The organism is Microbispora rosea, assembly GCF_044460045.1.
Classification (GTDB): Bacteria; Actinomycetota; Actinomycetes; order Streptosporangiales; family Streptosporangiaceae; genus Microbispora; species Microbispora rosea.
The window spans coordinates 746,192-763,401 of the sequence record NZ_JBITJO010000002.1; the positions used below are offsets into that span (position 1 = coordinate 746,192).

10 protein-coding genes are annotated in these 17,210 nt (G+C 72.7%); 6 read left to right on the forward strand and 4 right to left on the reverse strand.

The genetic code is table 11. The features are described 5' to 3' along the window. Nucleotides 1–175 precede the first annotated feature (175 nt). Complete coding sequence (locus ACIBK1_RS10745; RefSeq protein WP_396733989.1) at nt 176–3,187, reverse strand: endo-1,4-beta-xylanase; 3,012 nt, start codon at nt 3,185–3,187, stop codon at nt 176–178. A gap of 22 nt (nt 3,188–3,209) precedes the next feature. Further along, nucleotides 3,210–4,586 carry a glycoside hydrolase family 5 protein gene (locus ACIBK1_RS10750; protein WP_030505547.1) on the reverse strand — a complete coding sequence of 459 codons (1,377 nt, stop codon included), beginning with the start codon at nt 4,584–4,586 and terminating at the stop codon, nt 3,210–3,212. A gap of 265 nt (nt 4,587–4,851) precedes the next feature. Here ACIBK1_RS10750 and ACIBK1_RS10755 point away from each other — a divergent pair, with 265 nt between their 5' ends. Both ACIBK1_RS10755 and ACIBK1_RS10760 read left to right on the forward strand, forming a co-directional pair. Further along, nucleotides 4,852–5,862, forward strand: coding sequence for a LacI family DNA-binding transcriptional regulator (locus ACIBK1_RS10755; protein ID WP_030505548.1), 1,011 nt, complete (start codon nt 4,852–4,854; stop codon nt 5,860–5,862). 147 nt (nt 5,863–6,009) lie between these two features. After that, nucleotides 6,010–8,013 carry an alpha/beta fold hydrolase gene (locus ACIBK1_RS10760; RefSeq protein WP_396733992.1) on the forward strand — a complete coding sequence of 668 codons (2,004 nt, stop codon included), beginning with the start codon at nt 6,010–6,012 and terminating at the stop codon, nt 8,011–8,013. A 45-nt stretch (nt 8,014–8,058) separates the two neighbouring features. On the opposite strand, the gene ACIBK1_RS10765 is transcribed toward ACIBK1_RS10760, so the two are convergent. After that, nucleotides 8,059–9,291: an MFS transporter gene (locus tag ACIBK1_RS10765; RefSeq protein ID WP_159454765.1), complete on the reverse strand. Its 1,233-nt coding sequence runs from the start codon at nt 9,289–9,291 to the stop codon at nt 8,059–8,061. A gap of 389 nt (nt 9,292–9,680) precedes the next feature. On the opposite strand from ACIBK1_RS10765, the gene ACIBK1_RS10770 reads away from it, so the two are divergent. Beyond that, complete coding sequence (locus ACIBK1_RS10770; protein ID WP_051761162.1) at nt 9,681–10,607, forward strand: copper resistance CopC family protein; 927 nt, start codon at nt 9,681–9,683, stop codon at nt 10,605–10,607. Then, on the forward strand, nt 10,604–11,650 hold the full coding sequence (locus ACIBK1_RS10775; protein WP_197042379.1) for a copper resistance D family protein: 1,047 nt from the start codon (nt 10,604–10,606) through the stop codon (nt 11,648–11,650). Before ACIBK1_RS10770 ends, ACIBK1_RS10775 begins: the two co-directional genes overlap by 4 nt. Nucleotides 11,651–11,857: 207 nt before the next feature. Here the strand turns inward: ACIBK1_RS10775 and ACIBK1_RS10780 are convergent, their stop codons facing one another. Next, a complete protein-coding gene (locus tag ACIBK1_RS10780; RefSeq protein ID WP_396733996.1) occupies nt 11,858–13,129 on the reverse strand; it encodes a hypothetical protein in 1,272 nt (423 codons plus the stop codon). Nucleotides 13,130–13,293: 164 nt separating this feature from the next. Between ACIBK1_RS10780 and ACIBK1_RS10785 the strand changes: the two genes are divergently transcribed. Together ACIBK1_RS10785 and ACIBK1_RS10790 are read left to right on the forward strand one after the other, a co-directional pair. Then, a complete protein-coding gene (locus ACIBK1_RS10785; RefSeq protein ID WP_396733999.1) occupies nt 13,294–15,915 on the forward strand; it encodes a CocE/NonD family hydrolase in 2,622 nt (873 codons plus the stop codon). Further along, the gene (locus tag ACIBK1_RS10790) at nt 15,912–16,862 is read left to right on the forward strand and encodes an ABC transporter permease (protein ID WP_081903199.1); all 951 of its coding nucleotides are present in this window, start codon (nt 15,912–15,914) and stop codon (nt 16,860–16,862) included. The genes ACIBK1_RS10785 and ACIBK1_RS10790 overlap by 4 nt, the downstream gene beginning before the upstream one ends. The last annotated feature ends 348 nt before the right edge of the window (nt 16,863–17,210 follow it).

Sequence of the window (17,210 nt, forward strand, 5' to 3'; positions counted from 1 at the left end):
CCCGGTTCCCCGCTCGGGGAACCGGGCCGTCCGGCAGCGGCACGGTGCGCCAGAGCCTTCCAGCGCGGGGCCTCCCTGCGCCAGGCCCCGTCTGCCCGGCTCCGGGCTCCGGTCGTGCCGGAGTCAGGTGTGCGAGCTCCGCGCGTGAGCTCGATGTGCGGGCTCCCTGTATGCCTCAGTGCCGCAGTTGGAGCACCCCCCAGTGGCTCGTGTCCCGATATCCCCGCCCGGTGGCGTCGTTCCAGGTCACCGCGCCGGTCCTGGCGGCGCCCGTGGCGTCGTTGACCTGAACGTCGAAGCCGAGCAGCGTGCCGTCCCGCAGCGTGACCGTGGGCAGCTTGACGGCGGCCTCGACGACGTAGCCGCCGGGGACGACCTTGGCCGCGGCCGTCAGGTTGCCCGCGATGGCGGCGGGGTCGAGCGGACCTCCGGCCGACGTCTTCCCGGAGAAGCTGATCCGATACTGGCCGTCGTCGTCGCCGTAGCCCCTGGTCTTGCCGTTGCCGGGGTCGACGAAGAACTCGACGGAGTCCTGCTCCCACGGGTTGGCCGACTGCTCGCTGAGCGTGGGGTCGGCGACCTGCGCGAGCAGATACAGCGTGTCGCCGCTCCACAGCGCCCGGGCTCGCGCGGTCGCCCCCGACGTGCCCTGGATCCAGGTGGCGGTGCGGATCTCCGGCGCCGGCGCCCAGGCCGGGTCGACGGCGCCGTCGACCACCGGCCGGCGGTTGGGGGCGGTCGTCAGCTTCACCGCGGGCGTCGCCGTGACCTTCCCGGTCCAGGAGGTCTGCGCGCCGCCGGAGGCGTCCGCGACCGCCACGGCGACGTCGGTGCCGGGTACCGCGGAGGGCCCCGTCGGGAACCGCGCCTCAACCCGGTAGCCGCCGGTCGTCTTCTCCACGGCCGCGTCGGGGCCGTGCGGGTGGCCGTCCTCGCGTCCGACGGTGTACGTCTTGCCGCGCACGGTGAACGTCACCCGGTCGGCGCGGTCGTCGCTCGGGTCGCGCACCTCGGCCAGGACGTACAGCCATTTGGCGGACGAGCGGGCCTGGAGCCCGGCGGACACGTCACCCACGCGGGCGATCGGGGTGTCGGGCAGCAGGTCCCATTCGAGGTCGCGTTTGCCGTCCACCTTCGGCGTCGCGGCGGGGGCCTCCAGCCGGCGCACCAGCGGCGGCAGCTTCGCCGGGTCCACGACGCCCCAGTAGGCCGGCTTGGCCTGGAGCTCGTCGTCGAAGAGCAGCGGGGCGTTCAGCCGGGTGATCGGGAAGGTCGACAGCCAGGTGTCGTCGTCGGCCAGGCCCCACACGGTGACGGAGCTGATCTGCGCCTTATGCCTGCGGAAGACGTCGAACAGCTCCTTGTAGCGGTAGCCCTGCTCGGCGAGCACCTCGGCCGGCACCTCGTCGTAGGTGGAGACGAAGTCGGGGTAGACGCTCACGTCCAGCTCGGTGATCTGCTGGTCCACGCGGAGCGTCGCGAACTTCTCGATGGTGGCCTCGACCTCGGCGGCGGGCGGCTGCTCGATGTTGAGGTGGAGCTGGTGGCCGACGCCGTCGATCGGCACCCCCTCGGCCTTCAGCTTCTTCACCAGGGCGTACAGCGCCTCCCGCTTGCGCGGGAACTCGGTGTTGTAGTCGTTGATGAACAGCTTGGCGGCCGGGTCGGTCTCGTGCGCGACGCGGAAGGCCGTACGGATGAAGTCGAGGCCGGTGATCTGGAACCACTTCGACCGGCGCAGGCCGTCGGGCTGGTTCTCGTCCACCACCTCGTTGACCACGTCCCAGACCGCGATCTTGCCCGTGTAGCGGCCGACCAGCGTCCTCACGTGGTTCTCCAGCCGCTTCAGCAGCAGCGCCTTGTCCTGCGGCGAGGAGGTGAGGTCGCGGTCGCCGTCCTTGAACACCCAGTCGGGCGTCTGGCTGTGCCAGGCGAGCGTGTGCCCCCGGAACGTGAGGCCGTGCTCGACGGCGTAGTTCACCAGGTAGTCGCCCTCGTCGAAGGTGAACCCGCCCTCGCGCGGCTCGGTCGCGTCCCACTTCAGGGCGTTGCCGGGGGTGACCCCGCCGAAGTGCTTGAGCAGCAGGTCGCCGTGCTCGCCGAGCGTCTGCGCCCGGGAGATCGCGGCCCCCATCGTGAACGGCACCTCGTCCCTGAGTGAGGGGATGTCCGTCTGGATCGGCTTGGGCTCGACGTACGTCAGCGTGAAGTCGTCCAGGTAGAAGGGGAACGTGCCGTCGTCGGACTCCACGTAGACGCTGAGGAAGTTCACGTCGTACGCGAGCGTGTAGGTGCCGGTGAGCTGCACCCACTGTCCCTCTGGCACGGCCTTCGGCACGGCCACCCGCTCGTAGCTGGGGGTGTCGTTCGTCCGGCGCTCGATCGACAGGCCGAGGCTGCCCGAGGTCGTGTCCGGGCCGAGGCGCACCCAGGCCGACAGGGTGTATTTCGACCCCTTGGCCATCTTGCCGAGCACGCTGATCGCCGGGCCGTCCCAGGAGGCCGAGCGGCCGGTGACGGCGAGGCTGGTGGCGCCGCCGTGCGCGGCGTCGGTCGTGGCCGTCAGGGACGCCGAGGCGCGCGGCGACCAGCCCTGGGCCGTCCCGGTCTCGAAGTCCGTACTCAGGCCCGAGCGCGTGGGGTCGGTGTCCGAGGTGATGACGATGTCGTCGATGTAGTACTTCGCGGTGGCCTCGGAGCTCTCGGCGTAGAGCTGCAGGCCGGTGGAGTCGGAGCCGAAGGAGTAGGTGCCCGACAGCTCGGCCCAGCCGCCGTCGGTCACGGTCGCGGCGGCCACCCGTTCGTAGGTGGTGTCGCCGCCGTCGGGGGTGCGCTGCACGGTCAGCGCGATCGTGCTGGACGGCTCCCCGCTCACCATGCGCGCGTACGCGGTGACCTGGTACGTGACGCCCTTCTCGAAGGGCGGGCCGATGGACGCGCCTTGCCAGGTGGCCGTACGGCCGGAGGTGAGCAGGGAGCGCGATCCCGAGTGCGCGGCGTCCGAGGTCGCGCCGACCTCGACCCCGTCGCCTCTGGGCCCCCATCCCTGGGTGGTGCCGTCTTCGAAGTCGTACTTCGCGACCTGCACGGCCGCGGCGTCGGCGGCTGTCGAACTCGCCGCGATCGCGGGCAGTCCCATGATCAGGAACAGGACTACCGCGGCCGCCCGGTGAAGGAGGCTGCGCATCGGGGGGTCTCCTCGTTCCGCGCTAGCGCGCGGCCAGGTTGTCGGTGAGAAGCCGGATCAGGGGCTCCCGCCGGGTGCAGTTGGACAGGGCGAAGGAGTCGGCGAGCGCGAGCAGCTCGTCGTCGTCCAGCCCGCGGAACAGCTCGGCGTACTCGGGCAGCAGCGCCTGGGCGATCAGGATGTGCCGGACCAGGTCGTCGGTCTGGTAGCGGGCGCCCCACGGGTAAGGGTCCCAGGACGGGAACTCCGTGTCGATCAGCCGGTGCAGCGGCGCGAGCTCGCTCGCCGTCTCTTCCATCGTCGAGCCCCACCGGTCGGCGCCGAGTCGCTTCTTCTTCGCGATGAACGGCCCGAACCTCTCCATGTAGGACCCGCCGCCACAGACCAGGCCCTGCAGGCCGACGTCCTTGTAGGTCCAGATGGACCAGCCGGCCTCGTGCGCGTCGAAGATCTCCAGCTGGTCGCGCAGGATCTGGTAGCGCTGCTCGTCCACCATGGGGTCACCGGTGTAGACGGGCCCGAACTCGCCGACCCAGATCGGCGTGCCGGTCTCCCGCTGGAAGGCGGTGCGGCGGGCGAAGGTGCGCTCCAGCTCTTCGCGGTCGCACCACTCGCCGCGCGTGTACCCGGGGTACGGCCCGCCGTGGGCGAAGCCGGCCAGCGCGTAGTCGTGGCAGACGAACACGGTGTTCTCGTAGACCTCGCGGAACACCGAGAAGTCGGTCGAGTAGGTGTTCCCGTCGAGGAACAGCACGTGGGCGGGGTCGACGGCGCGCAGCGCCTTGACCAGGCGGTCGTAGAAGGGCCCGACCACCTGGCCGCTCGGGTCGGCCGGCTCGTTGATCGGGTTGTAGCCCGCCACCCACGGGTTGTCCTTGTAGTGGTCGGCCATCGCCTCCCACAGGTGCACCGCCCGGTCCTGGAAGTGCCGGTGCTGCCAGAAGGAGGCGACATGGGTGGGGTTGTCGGAGTGCCAGTGCTGGTTCTGGGCTCCCGGGAGCGCGTGCAGGTCGATGACGCTGTAGATGCCCCGCTCCCCGAGCATCCCGACGACCCGGTCGAGGTGGCGGAAGCCGCGCTCGGCGATCTCCATCGGACGGTCGTCCGCCTCGAAGTGGCGGTAATTCACCGGAATCCGCACGCAATTGACACCGACGTCCCGCAGGAGATCGGCGTCGGCCTCGGTGAAGAACGAAGTCAGGAAGCGATCGAAGAACATCTCGTAACGATCCTCACCGAGCACCTCCCGCACCGCCGCGCGCATCGAGGACTCGTCGGCCGGGTAGCCGGTGATGAAGTTCTCCATGTTGAGCCAGCCGCCAAGGCCGGTTCCCCGCAGCCTGACCGGGTCTCCCGCCTCGTCCACCAGCCGGGATCCGGACACGCGCAGCAACGTCATCGACTCTCCTCAATCCTCGAAACCGGCGAATCCTCGAATTCAGGCGGCGTGGCCGGAGAGCGTCGGCCCCCGACTTCTCCTTCGCTACCCGTTGTTGGCAGTCGCGCTGAAAGTTTCGGTCAAAATCCGAATGTTTCGTGGTCCGGAGAATAAGTAAAGCTGAGGTTAAGCGTCAAGGGCGCTTACGGCTTGATCACGGCGGTCCAGCGTCTCATCAGGGGGAACCGGTTCAGGTACCCCGAAACTTTCGGCTACGATCTGCATCATGCCAGTGAAGAGGCGGGTGACCATCGCCCAGATAGCGGAGGAGGCCGGAGTCTCCGTTCCGACCGTGTCCAAGGTGATCAACGGCCGTCCCGAGGTGGCGCCGGAGACCCGCCAGCGGGTGGAGCGCCTCCTGCAGAAGCACGGCTACCAGCGCAGGACGGGGCAGGGCGACGGCCCGGTCGGTTTACTGGACCTGGTCTTCGCCGAGATCGAGAGCCCGTGGGCCATGGAGCTGGTGCGCGGGGCCGAGCAGGCGGCACACGAGGCCGCCGCGAGCGTGGTGATCTCCGTGCTGCACACGCACGCGGGTCCCGGCCGTGACTGGCTGGAGCGCATCGCGGCGCGGCGCACCGACGGTGTGATCATCGTCAGCTCCCGGCTCTCGGTGCGCCAGCAGGGCCAGCTCAGCGCCCGATCGATCCCGTTCGTCGTCGTCGACCCCGAGGGTGAGCCGCCGCCCGGAGTGGCGTCGGTCGGCGCGACCAACTGGCACGGCGGCCTCGCGGCCACGCGCCACCTTCTCGACCTCGGCCACACCCGGATCGGCATGATCGGCGGTCCGCCCGACATGCTGTGCAGCCGGGCCAGGATCGACGGCTACCGCGCCGCGCTCGAGACCGCCGGGGTGTCCATCGACCCCGAGCTCATCCGCTACGGCGACTTCCTGGTCAACTCGGGCCACGACGCCGGCCACGCGCTGCTCTCGCTGGACAGGCCCCCGACCGCCATCTTCGCCGGCAGCGACATGCAGGCGTTCGGCGTGTTCGAGGCGGCCCGGCAGCGGGGCCTGCGGGTGCCCGAGGACCTCAGCGTGGTCGGCTTCGACGACCTGCCGCTGTCCCGGTCCGCGTGGCCGCCGCTGACCACCGTGCGCCAGCCCCTGGAGGAGATGGCCGCGCTGGCGGCGCGGATGGTGCTGGCCATGGGCCGGGGCGAGAACACCGAGGCCCGCCGCGTCGAGCTGTCCACCGACCTGGTGGTCCGGGAGAGCACCGCACGACCCCGGTGAAGCCGAGGCGCCCCCATGATCGTCCAAAATGGGAGGGCTTGGACGAATGGGGGCGGGATGGCCGACGAACACGCTAAGGTTTCTGCGGATATCGCCGGGTTCGCGGGACGGGGCTGACGGTTGCGGAGTTCGCGTGGAGCGGCCGTCATGGCATTCGCCGCGGCGCTCATGCTTCTGGGAGGTTCCGGGTCGGCGGCCCTCGCGGCGCCGGTCCGCGATGTGGACACGACCGTGCACGCCGGGACCGTGAGAGCCGGCACGGCGCAGGCCGCGCCGGAACGGGGCGCGGTGGTTCCGGGCAGGCGAGCGGCCGAGGCGCCGCCGGTCGAGGAGCATCCCTGTCCTGTCGCCGTGCCGTCCGGCACGACCTGCGGATACCTTCTCGCCCCCGAGCGGCGTGACGTCCCCAACAGCAGGACCATCAAGGTCGGCTACGCGGTGCACCGGGCGTCACAGGCCGCGGGACAGGCGGCCGACCCGGTCGTCTACATGAGCGGCGGGCCGGGATCGGCCTCGCTCCAGCTCACCGGGTTCCTCTCCCAGATGTTCCCCGGCCGCGACGTGGTCGTCCTCGAACAGCGCGGCGGGCGTTACTCCGAGCCCCGGCTGAGCTGCCCCGAGATCGTCCGCGGTGTCGTCGACACCCTGACCACGCCCGGGCCCACGTCGGCCGAGACCGCCCCGCTCGCCCGGCAGGCGCTGGCCTGCCAGTCGCGTCTGGAGGCCCAGCACGTCGACCTGCGCGGCTACCAGACCGCCGAGATAGCGTCCGACATCGTGGAGCTGCGGGCCGCGCTCGGCTACCCGCAGTGGTACCTGTTCGGCGTCAGCTACTCCACCCGTCCGATGCTGCTGGCGGCGGCACGCGACCCGCTGGGCACCCGAGGAATCGTGCTCGACTCGCTGCTTCCGGCGGGCGCCCGCTGGTATGACGAGTCGTCCGCCGCGCTCTCGGCGACGATGACCAAGCTGGGGGTCGCCTCCCGGTTCGACGCCATGGTGAAAGCGCTCAACGCGCACCCCGCGACGTACGAGACCGTGGACCCGCTGACCCGCAAGCGGCTGACGGTTCATCTCAACGGGGACGACGTGGCGACGATTCTCGGCGAGGCGCTGCACGAGACCGACGTCATCCCGATCATTCCGGCCCTCGTGGACGGGCTGGCCTCCGGGCACACCGAGCTGCTGCAGCCCCTGGTGGACGCCGCCGGCGACGGGCTGACCTCGCACGAGTGGGGCCTGTACTACGCCGTCCAGTGCCAGGACGAGACGCCGTACAACTCCTTCCCCAAGGCGCGGGGACCCCGGCTGTTCACCGGGGTCGTCGACGCGGCGGTCTGCGACACCTGGGATCTGCCCGCCGCGTGGGCGGAACCCGATCTCCTGACGCCGGGCGCGTCGGTCACCACGGTCGTGTCGAACCGCGTCCCCTCGGAAGGGGCCTCCGCGGAAGGGGCGACACCGGAGGGAGCGTCCTCGGACGGCTCTGCGCCGGAGGGAGCGCCGTCAGAGGGGGCGACGCCGCCGGTCCTGGTCCTCGGCGGCCAGTACGACCCCACCACCCCGCCGGAGGCCGCCAGGCAGGCGGTGGCAGCCGTGCCGGGCGCGCGGTTCGCCGAGTTCGCCGGGGTCGGGCACGCCGTCTTCCTGTCGAGCGCCTGCGGCCGCCAGACGATCGCCGCGTTCCTCGACGACCCGGCCGCGACGGCCCCCGCGTGCGACCCGGGCAAGGCGCCGTACCCCATCGTGCGTCCGGGCGGCCTGCTCCTCACGTCGTCGGCCTACCGGCTGTCCCGGTCGCCGATCCCGCTGGCCGTTCCCGCGGTCTTCCTGCTCGTGTCGGCCGTCCAGCTCGTCGCGGGCCTGGTGTCCCTGCTGCGCAGGCGCGGCGGCGGGCTGAGCGCGCTCGCGGGCCTGGCGGGGGTCGCGCTGTGCGCGCTGTCCGCGCTCAGCCTGTCGGCGATCCAGGACTGGACCACGCTCGCGATCGGGGTGCCGCACGCCCTGGCCTGGTATGGCCTGCTGGCCCTGGTCTCCACCGGACTGTCGATCGTCGAGGCCTTCCGGCTGAACGCCGCCGCCGCCCGGATCGTCCCCGCCCTGACCGGCCTCGCGTTGCTCGCCTGGTTGTACGGCTGGCTGCTGTCCTGATCACGCTCGCCTCACGGGCTGGTCCGGCCCACGCCCGGGACGTTCTCATCCGTCCGCGGCGAGGCCCCGGGCACGGCGGGCGACGTACCTCGTCACCAGGAGCATCCCGCCGACCGAGGCCAGCGTGCCGGCGGCGATGACCGGCACGACCGCCCCGAACCCGGAGGCCCCGGCGACGAAGCCGAACAGCGGAGGCCCGACGAGCGAACCCAGGCTGCCCATCTGGGCCACCATCCCGGTGCCCACGTCGGCATGGTCGAGGCGCTCAAGCACGAAGGGGAGGGTGGCGAAGGCGAAGGCGCCCAGCAGCCCGTTCTCCAGGGAGACGATCCCCGCGCCGGTCGCCGCGGTGGCGAGCGGAGCGTCCGCGCCGTAGGCGAGCCAGGCGGCCGGCACGACCAGCAGCCCGGACACGGCGAGCCAGGCGAGCGGCACGCCCCGCCGGAGCAGGACGCCCACGGAGAGCCCGCCGACGACACCGGCGAACGAGATGGCCGAGGTCAGCGCGCCGGCGGCTCCTGCCGAGCTCGCGTGCTCGTCGATCAGGAGCGTGGGCAGCAGCACGACCACCGGCATCGTCACCAGCACCATCAGGCAGAAACACACGGTGAGCAGCGCAGGCCACGCCAGCGCCCGCGCACCGGGCATGGGCCCGGCGGCCGCCCCGGAGGCGGACGTCCGCGGCAATCGCACCCGGACGGCCACCGTCATCAGCAGCGTCAGCCCCGCGATCAGCAGCACCCAGCCGCGCCAGCCGAAGGCCTCGCCGGCGGCGCCGCCCGCGAGCGTGCTCAGTCCGATGCCGACGGGGACGAACGTCGCCCAGACCGACAGGGCGAGCCCCCGGTCCCGTTCCTCGGCGAGCTGGAGGATCAGCGCCGGGCAGGCGATGGAGACCACGAGATAGCCGGCGCCCTCGGCGACGCGGGCGGCCAGCAGCCAGCCGAAGCTCCCCGCGGCCGTGCTCAGCGCGCTCGCCGCCACCATCAGCGCCAGGGCGGCGACCAGCGACCTGCCCGTGCCGAACCGGCGGACCAGATAGCCGGCGGGAAGTCCGGCGACCGCGCCCACCCCGACCACCGCCGAGATCGCCCAGCCCAGCTGCGACAACGACAGCCCGAGCTCGCCGGCCATCGACGGCCCGACCGCGGAGAACTTGCCGTAGCTCATGGCCGCCACGACGCCGGCGAGGTAGATGACGAGGATCGTCAGCCACGGCGAGCGCCGCGTCGGCACCTCGCTCCGCCCGGATCCGCCCACGGTCCGGCTGGGGGTCATGAGCTCCTCCTCCACGGCGGCCGTCACGACGCACGCACGGCGCCGAATGCCGGATCCAGCCGTCGTCCACTCAATCAGGGAAATGCGCACGCTGCCCGGCAGATCACCCGAAACGATCGTTTTGGGCACGGTCCGCGGCCGTCGCCGGGTCGCCGCGCGGCATGCGCGGCCCTCGATCAATGGGACCATGGCTGGGTCGGCGCCCGGCAAAAAGGAAGGCAAGACAGGTGGACCAGGTCGCCTGGATGTGCAAGGACGCCCCACCCACGCGCGGCGGTCGGCGAACGACCGGACGGACCGCACCGCCCCCGGCGGCCGCGCGCGCCGTCCCATCACGCACCCGTCCGCGGATGCTCACCGCGCCGCACGGCCGTCCACGGACACTGGCGATGGCGCACGGCCGTCTTCGGGCGCTGGTCATGCCGCGCGGTCGTCTTCGGGCGCTGGTCATGCCGCGCGGCCGTCTGCGGATGCTCGCCGTGCCGCTGCTGGCCCTGCTCTCGGTGATGCTGGTCGCGACGCCCGCGCGGGCACACGACGTGCTCGTCGCCAGCGACCCCAAGGACGGCGCGGTCCTCGGCGCCATGCCCGCCTCCGTGACGCTCACCTTCGACCAGGCCGTACGCCGCGACTTCGCGCGGATCGCCGTCACCGGGCCGGACGGCGCGCACTACGAGCAGGGCGAGATCACGGTGGACGGCAGGAACGTCTCCATCGGCGTACGGACGGGCACCCCCGCGGGGGCGTACGCGATCGGCTACCGCATCGTGTCGAACGACGGCCACCCGGTCACCGGCGCCGTGAAGTTCACCGTGACCGGCGGTGGCGCGGCTCCCGGTGCGGTCACCGCGCCGACGGTCACCCCCGCGACCGGCACGGCGAACCCCGGCGCCGCGAACCCCGGCACGGCGACGACCGGCGCGGGAACGACCGGTCAGGGGGGCGGTAGCTGGGTGTGGGGGCTGCTGGTCGTCACCGCCGCCCTGCTGGCGCTGTGCGCCCGCGTGCTCGTGCGGCACGACCGTCGCCTGCGCGACGGGACGATCCCGGCTCCCGCGGCTGCCGGGACGCCGCGAGCGTCCTCTCCGGGCGCCCCAGACCCGTCGGGCACAGAGCCGTCGGGCACAGAGCGCTCAGGCGCAGAGGTGTCGGGTGCAGAGGCGCCGGAAACCGAGTCGTCGGGCGCGCCCGCGTCTGAGGCAGAGGCGGCCGGCACCTCGGACGCGGCCTCCGGCGCGGAGGGGAAGCCAACCGGACGCTCCACCGCCGCCGGGACCGGCGCCGGAAGCTCCCCGGCCTCGGGCGGCGCCGCGTGACCACAACCTCGGAACCCCACGTCTCGGCGGGCCGGTCCGGCCCCGGGACCGCGCACGCCCGCGCCCGGGTCCCGGTTGCGGGGCTGACCGCCGGCGCCCTACTCGCGGTCGTGATCGCGACCTGGCTCACGCTGCCCGGAAGGGTGCCCGGACTGCCCATGCCGGGCACGATCGTGGAGTACGGACTGCCGGTCGTCCGGCTTGTGCTCGACCTGGCCGCCACCGCGACCATCGGGCTCAGCCTGCTCCCCAAGCTCCTCGGCTTCGACGACCCGGACCGGACCGAGCCGGTCGCCGCCAGGGCCCGGCACTGGGCCGTGCTGTTCTCACTGGTCTGGTGCGCGGCCGCGCTGGTGTCGGCCGTCCTCAGCGCCGCCGAGCTCACCCCCGGCGCGTTCCCCGACGTGGCTGCGTACGTCGACGGCATCGGCGCGGGACAGGGCATGATCGTGAGCGCGTCGTGCGCCCTGGCCAGCGCCGCCGTGGGAATGCTCGCGGTGCGGTTCGGCGAGAAGGTGCCGGCCGAGCTGCGGGTGCTCGTCGCCGGATTCGGGCTGCTGCCGCTCCCGGTCACCGGCCACGCCTCGAACTGGTACTGGCACGACCTCAGCATGGTCTCGATGGAGCTGCACGTCATCGGGGCCTGCGCCTGGGTGGGCGGCCTGGTCGCGCTCGCCGTCCTGCTGCCGCGCCATCGCGATCTGCTCGCCGGCACGCTGCCCCGGTTCTCCCGGCTGGCGACGTACGCGCTGGTCGTCGTGGGGCTGTCCGGGCTCTTCAACGGCCTGGTGGAGCTACTGCTCACGCCCGGCGAGAGTTTCCCCGCGTCGCTGGTCACGACGGGGTACGGGCGGCTCGTGGTCGCCAAGGCGGTGTTCACCGCAGTGATCGCACTGCTGGGGGGCAACATCCGTTGGCGGCTGCTGCCGGCGGTCACACGTCAGGCCCCGACGGCGTTCGCCGCCTGGGCGGCCCTGGAACTCACCGTGATGGGTCTCGCGTTCGGCGTCGCGGTGACACTGACCAAGACCCCGGTCGCCTGACCCACCGCGCCCTGCCCCCGCACTGCCCACCGCCCTGCCCACGGCGTGCCCGGCACCCTGCCCACCGCACTGCCCACTGCCCTGCCTGCCGCCCTGCCCGCTAGCCCGGGCGCGGCCACCGCCGTGCCCGGCCCCCGCCCCCGAGACGCCGAGAGCCGCCCCCGGGGAGGGAGCGGCTCAGGAGAGGCGGGTGAGGGGTGCGGGCCGTCAGGCGGTCGGCTCGGACACGGCGGCGGGCGCGGGGGTCGCCTCGGACTCCGCCTCCGGCGCGGCATCGCGAGACGCGCCGGGCTCGGCCGTGATCTCCCTGTCCACGGAACGCGCCTCCGCGGCGATCCGCTCCTCCGCGGCGGCGGCCGTCAGCCCCCTGCGGCCGGCGAACCACTCCACCGCGTACCACACGACGACCAGCCCGGCGAGCGCCACCGGCCAGGCCTCAGGCGCGTACGGCGGGGCTTCGAGCACCCTGTCCTGCACCAGCAGCCCTCCGTACACCCCGGCGATGGCGAGCACCGCGCCCACGAGCGGCCGGAGGTGCCTGATCGGCACCAGGAAGGCCAGGTCGACGCCGAGTCCGGCGAGCAGGAGGAAGAACGGGATGGTCGAGGGCGGGAACCCGCCACCGACGAGCAGGGGCCAGATCAGGCACCGGTAGGCCACGTACACCCCGGCGATCGCGGTGGCGGTGTAGCGGCGGCCGACCATGACGCGGGCGAAGACCAGGACCGCGACGCCCATCACCCCCGCGTACACGGCGTAGACGACGTCCGGGATCGGCAGCGAGAACTTGAGCACCATGGCGCGGTCGACGGCCTGGCCCATCTGGTTGGCCGCGAAGTCGAGCAGCGTCGGCTCGGCGTACGGCTGCCCGCGGTCCCAGGAGGCCAGCTCCAGCACGCCGTACTCCTGCTGCAGCTCGGGGAAGTGCACGTTCTCCAGGAGGAACGCGAACAGGCCGCCCAGCACCAGCGCGCGCCGGCCGCGGGTGATCTCGGCATAACGGCCCGAGCCGAGGTACCAGCCGCGGATCGCTCCGACGAGCATCAGCGCGGTGCCGATGTACAGCAGCGCGTGGGAGGGGCTCCACGCGGTGATGTCGATCCCGTTGACCCGGTGGTTGATCAGGTCGAGCGGGATCGCGATGAGGAAGACACCGGTGCCCCACACGATGAGGCGAGAGGCCGTGCGGTCCACCCCGTAGCCGGTGTACCAGTGCACGATCGTCAGCGCCACGGCGATCACCGTGCCGACGGTGTTGAGCAGGTGCGGCGGGGCCAGGTCGTCGCGGAGCCACTTGAAGTGCCACGACACGTCCCAGCTCGATCCGAGCACCTTGAGGACGAACGCCGCGAGCCAGCCCAGGTAAAGCACCCGGAAAAGGTCCTGCGGCGTCTGCCGGCCCGCCTCCCCCCGCGTCCAGTACGGAAGAGCCCACTCGATCGCGCGAGCGGGAATCTGCTTGAGCGGCGTTCCATTCACCCGCGAAATGATGCCGTTCCCTATGGTGGGGCGCAATCAGGGATTACCCCGATGCATCATCACGATTCATACGCGGACCGGCTCCGCGCACGCCGTCGCGGCGGTTATCCACAGGTGCGAGGGCTCCTCAGCGGTCTCTCAGCGGAGACAAGTAGCATCGCGACATGGCGTTTCCGGGTGGGCGGCGTGCCCTCGCGATCGTGGTCACGCTGGTCATCCTGGTGGCCGGCTGCGTGACGTGGGCACTGTGGCCCTCCGGCTCCGTGGTGAAGGGGCGTGACCTGGTCATCCCCGTTGTGGACGGGCCGGCCGACGACCAGCACGTGGATCTCGACGCCACCTTCTATCCCCCGGCCTCCGGCGGCAGGGCTCCGGCCGTGCTGCTCGCCCACGGCTTCGGCGGCAGCAAGGAGAGCATGCGCGAGCAGGCGGGACGGCTCGCGGAGCAGGGCTACGCCGTGCTGACCTGGTCGGCCCGCGGCTTCGGCCGCTCGACCGGGCAGATCGCGCTCAACTCTCCCGACTACGAGGTCAAGGACGTTCGGCGGCTGATCGACTGGCTCGCCGGACGGCCCGAAGTGCGTCTCGACGCCCCTGGCGACCCTCGCGTCGGGATCGCCGGCGGCTCGTACGGCGGGGCGATCGCGCTGATGGCCGCGGCCTACGACAGCCGGGTCGACGCGATCGTCCCCCAGATCACCTGGTACGACCTCGCCGACGCGCTCTTCCCCGACGCCTCGGGCAAGGGTCCGCTCAACGGCGTCTTCAAGAAGATGTGGGCCGGCATCTTCTTCAGCTCCGCCGCCGACCGGCTGGCCCCGGACGGCGGCCTCGGCGCGGGCGGTCTGGCCGGCCTCACCGGCGCGGCCGCGGGCTCCGGCGGCGACGCGTCCGGGGGCCGGGAGACCGGGCGGACGCCCGGGGCCGAGCAGGTCCAGTGCGGGCGGTTCCTGCCGCAGATCTGCGACATGTACCAGAAGGTGGCCGAGACCGGGCGGGCCACCAAGGAGGCGGTCGATCTCCTGCGGCGGTCGAGTCCGGTCTCGGTGCCCGGCCGGATCAAGGTGCCGACGCTGCTGGTCCAGGGCCAGCGCGACTCGCTGTTCCCGCTCTCCCACGCCGACGCGAACGCCCGCGCCATCGCCGCCACCGGCGCCCCGGTCGAGGTCGCCTGGTTCAACGGCGGCCACGACGGCGGCGACGGCGAAGCGGACTGGCTGTCCGACCGTACGACCGGCTGGTTCGACCGCTACCTCAAGGGGGCCTCTGCCGGCTCGGGCGACCCGACGGCGTTCACCGTGACCAGGGACGGCGGACGCGACCCGGGCACACGCCGTCCCGTGCTCCTCCACGCCACCGCCGGCCGCTACCCCGGCTTGGCGGGCGGGGAGCGCACCACGGTCGCGCTCAACGGCCCCCAGCAGTCGATCGCCAACCCGGCGGGCGGGTCGCCGTCGTCGATCTCGGCGGTCCCCGGCCTCGGCGGGCTGCTCGGCGGAAACGGCGGCGGCGGGTCGATCGCGCTGGACATGCCCGGCCAGGCGGCGGTCTTCGAGTCCGCCCCGATGGCCGCGCCCACCCAGGTCACCGGCAGCCCGACCGTCACGATCAGGGTGTACGGCACGGGTGAGGCCACGCTGTTCGCCAAGCTCTACGACGTCTCCGGAGGGTCGCTTCCTGTGCTCCCGTCGAGCCTGGTCTCGCCGCTGCGGGTCACCGCGAGCGAGGCGGGCACTCCGGTCACCGTGACGCTTCCGGCCATCGACAGGAGCTTCGACGCCGGGCACCGGATGCGGCTGGTGGTGTCCACCACCGACCTCGGGTACGCCACGCCCGCCGCCCCCGCCGTCTACCGGGTCGCGCTGGAGTCCCCCACGCTGGAGCTGCCCGGGGACGCGGCACTGCGGACGCCCGCCACCGGCCCCGCCTGGTGGACGTGGGCCATGCCGCTCGCCGCGATCCTGGTCGCGGCCGTGCTCCTGCTGACCGGCAGGCTCAGGCGCCGCGAGGAGACCGGCGACGACTCGGCGGCGGATGCCGAGCCGTCCGAGGTGCCCTTGGTGATCAGCGGGCTGGGCAAGCGCTACCGCAACGGAGAGAAGGCCGTCGACGGCCTCTCGTTCCGGGTCGAAAAGGGCCAGGTGCTCGGCCTGCTCGGGCCGAACGGCGCGGGCAAGACCACCACCATGCGCATGCTGATGGGTCTCATCCACCCCGACGAGGGCGAGATCCGGATCTTCGGCAGCCGGGTGCGCCCCGGGGCCCCGGTGCTGTCGCGGCTCGGGTCGTTCGTCGAGGGGCCGGGGTTCCTGCCGCACCTGTCCGGCCGGGCCAACCTTGAGCTGTACTGGCAGGCCACGGGACGGCCGCCGCAGGACGCCCACATGGATGAGGCCCTGGAGATCGCCGGGCTCGGCGCGGCCCTGGAGCGCGCGGTGCGCACCTATTCGCAGGGCATGCGCCAGCGCCTGGCCATCGCGCAGGCCATGCTCGGCCTCCCCGACCTGCTCGTGCTTGACGAGCCGACCAACGGCCTCGACCCGCCGCAGATCGCGGAGATGCGCCGGGTGCTCAAGGCGTACGCCGAGCGGGGCCGCACCGTCATCGTCTCCAGCCACCTGCTCGCCGAGGTCGAGCAGACCTGCACCCACGTGGTCGTCATGCACCGCGGGCGGCTGGTGTCGGCCGGGCCGGTCGGCGACCTGCTCGGCACCGCGACGGCCGTCAACGGCGCCGGCCCCCGCCTTGAGGACGTGTTCCTCGACCTGATCGGAGAGAACCGTTGAGCCCGGCGAAGCGACCTGCCCCGGACCCGACCGAACACGTCCCCGGCGGCGGGCGGGCCACGCCGGACGCACCGGACGGACCGGACAGGCGCGCGGACGGCGCGGGGGGCCGGGCGCCCGGCTACGCTCCCGGACGCACGCTGCCGCTGCGGGTGGAGTTCGTACGGCAGCTGCGGCGGCGCCGGACCATGGCGATGTTCGGCGTGCTGCTCGCCCTGCCGTGGGTGCTCGTGGTGGCGTTCCAGTTCGGGCCGGCCGGGCGGGGCCAGGGCAGCCTGCGGCTGTCGGATCTGGCCACGGCGGGCGGGCTCAACTTCGCCGCGTTCGCCCTGTCGGTGTCGGCCAACTTCCTGCTGGTCGTCGCCGTGGCGCTGTTCTGCGGCGACACGGTGGCGAGCGAGGCGAGCTGGTCGTCGCTGCGCTACCTGCTGGCCGCGCCGGTTCCCCGCGACCGGCTGCTGCGCCAGAAGCTGGTGGTGGCGCTGGCGTACTCGGCCGCCGCGGTGACCGTGCTCCCGCTGATGGCCCTGCTCGCCGGCACGCTCGCCTTCGGGTGGAACGACATCACCGTGCCGGGGACCGGCGAGGTGATCCCCGCCGCCGACGTGCTGCCCAAGTTCGCCGTCGTCATCGGCTACGCCCTGGTCAGCCAGCTGGTGGTCGCCGCGGTCGCCTTCCTGTTGTCGGTCGGCACCGACTCCCCGCTGGGCGCGGTCGGCGGCGCGGTCGGCCTGGTGATCGTCAGCAGCATCCTGCAGGCGGTCGAGGCGCTGGGCTCGCTGCGCGAGTTCCTTCCCACGTTCTGGAACTCCGCGTGGCTCGACGCGCTCGCGCCGGAGCCCGACTACAGCGGCATGGTGAAGGGTGTGGCGGTCTCCGTGACCTACTCGGCGGTCCTCATCGCCCTGGCCTTCCGCCGCTTCCGCCGCCGGGACGTCGTCTCCTGACGGGCCCCGGCCGGCGCAGTGCACGGATGGACCTCGAGCCGCCGCCTTCCGGCCGGCCGCCCCGTGCTCGCGATGGCGCACGCCGTCCAGGGAGCCGGTGCGGCGGCGGGCCGGGCGAAGGGCCGCGCGGCCCGGCGTCCCCCGGGCATTCCAGCTAGCCGGAATATCCCGGCATGGCTGTCAGCAGGGCGTGATGGAGGCTGACCCGGCTGACGGCCAGGGCCCGGCTGGGCCATTGTGGTGAACGGGCCCAGAAACCGGCGCCCGCACGCCCGCCGGGCCGACCTGTTGACGAGGTCACTGCACCGCGCGCCCGGACGGACGTACGTACGAGACCGCCGCTGCCAC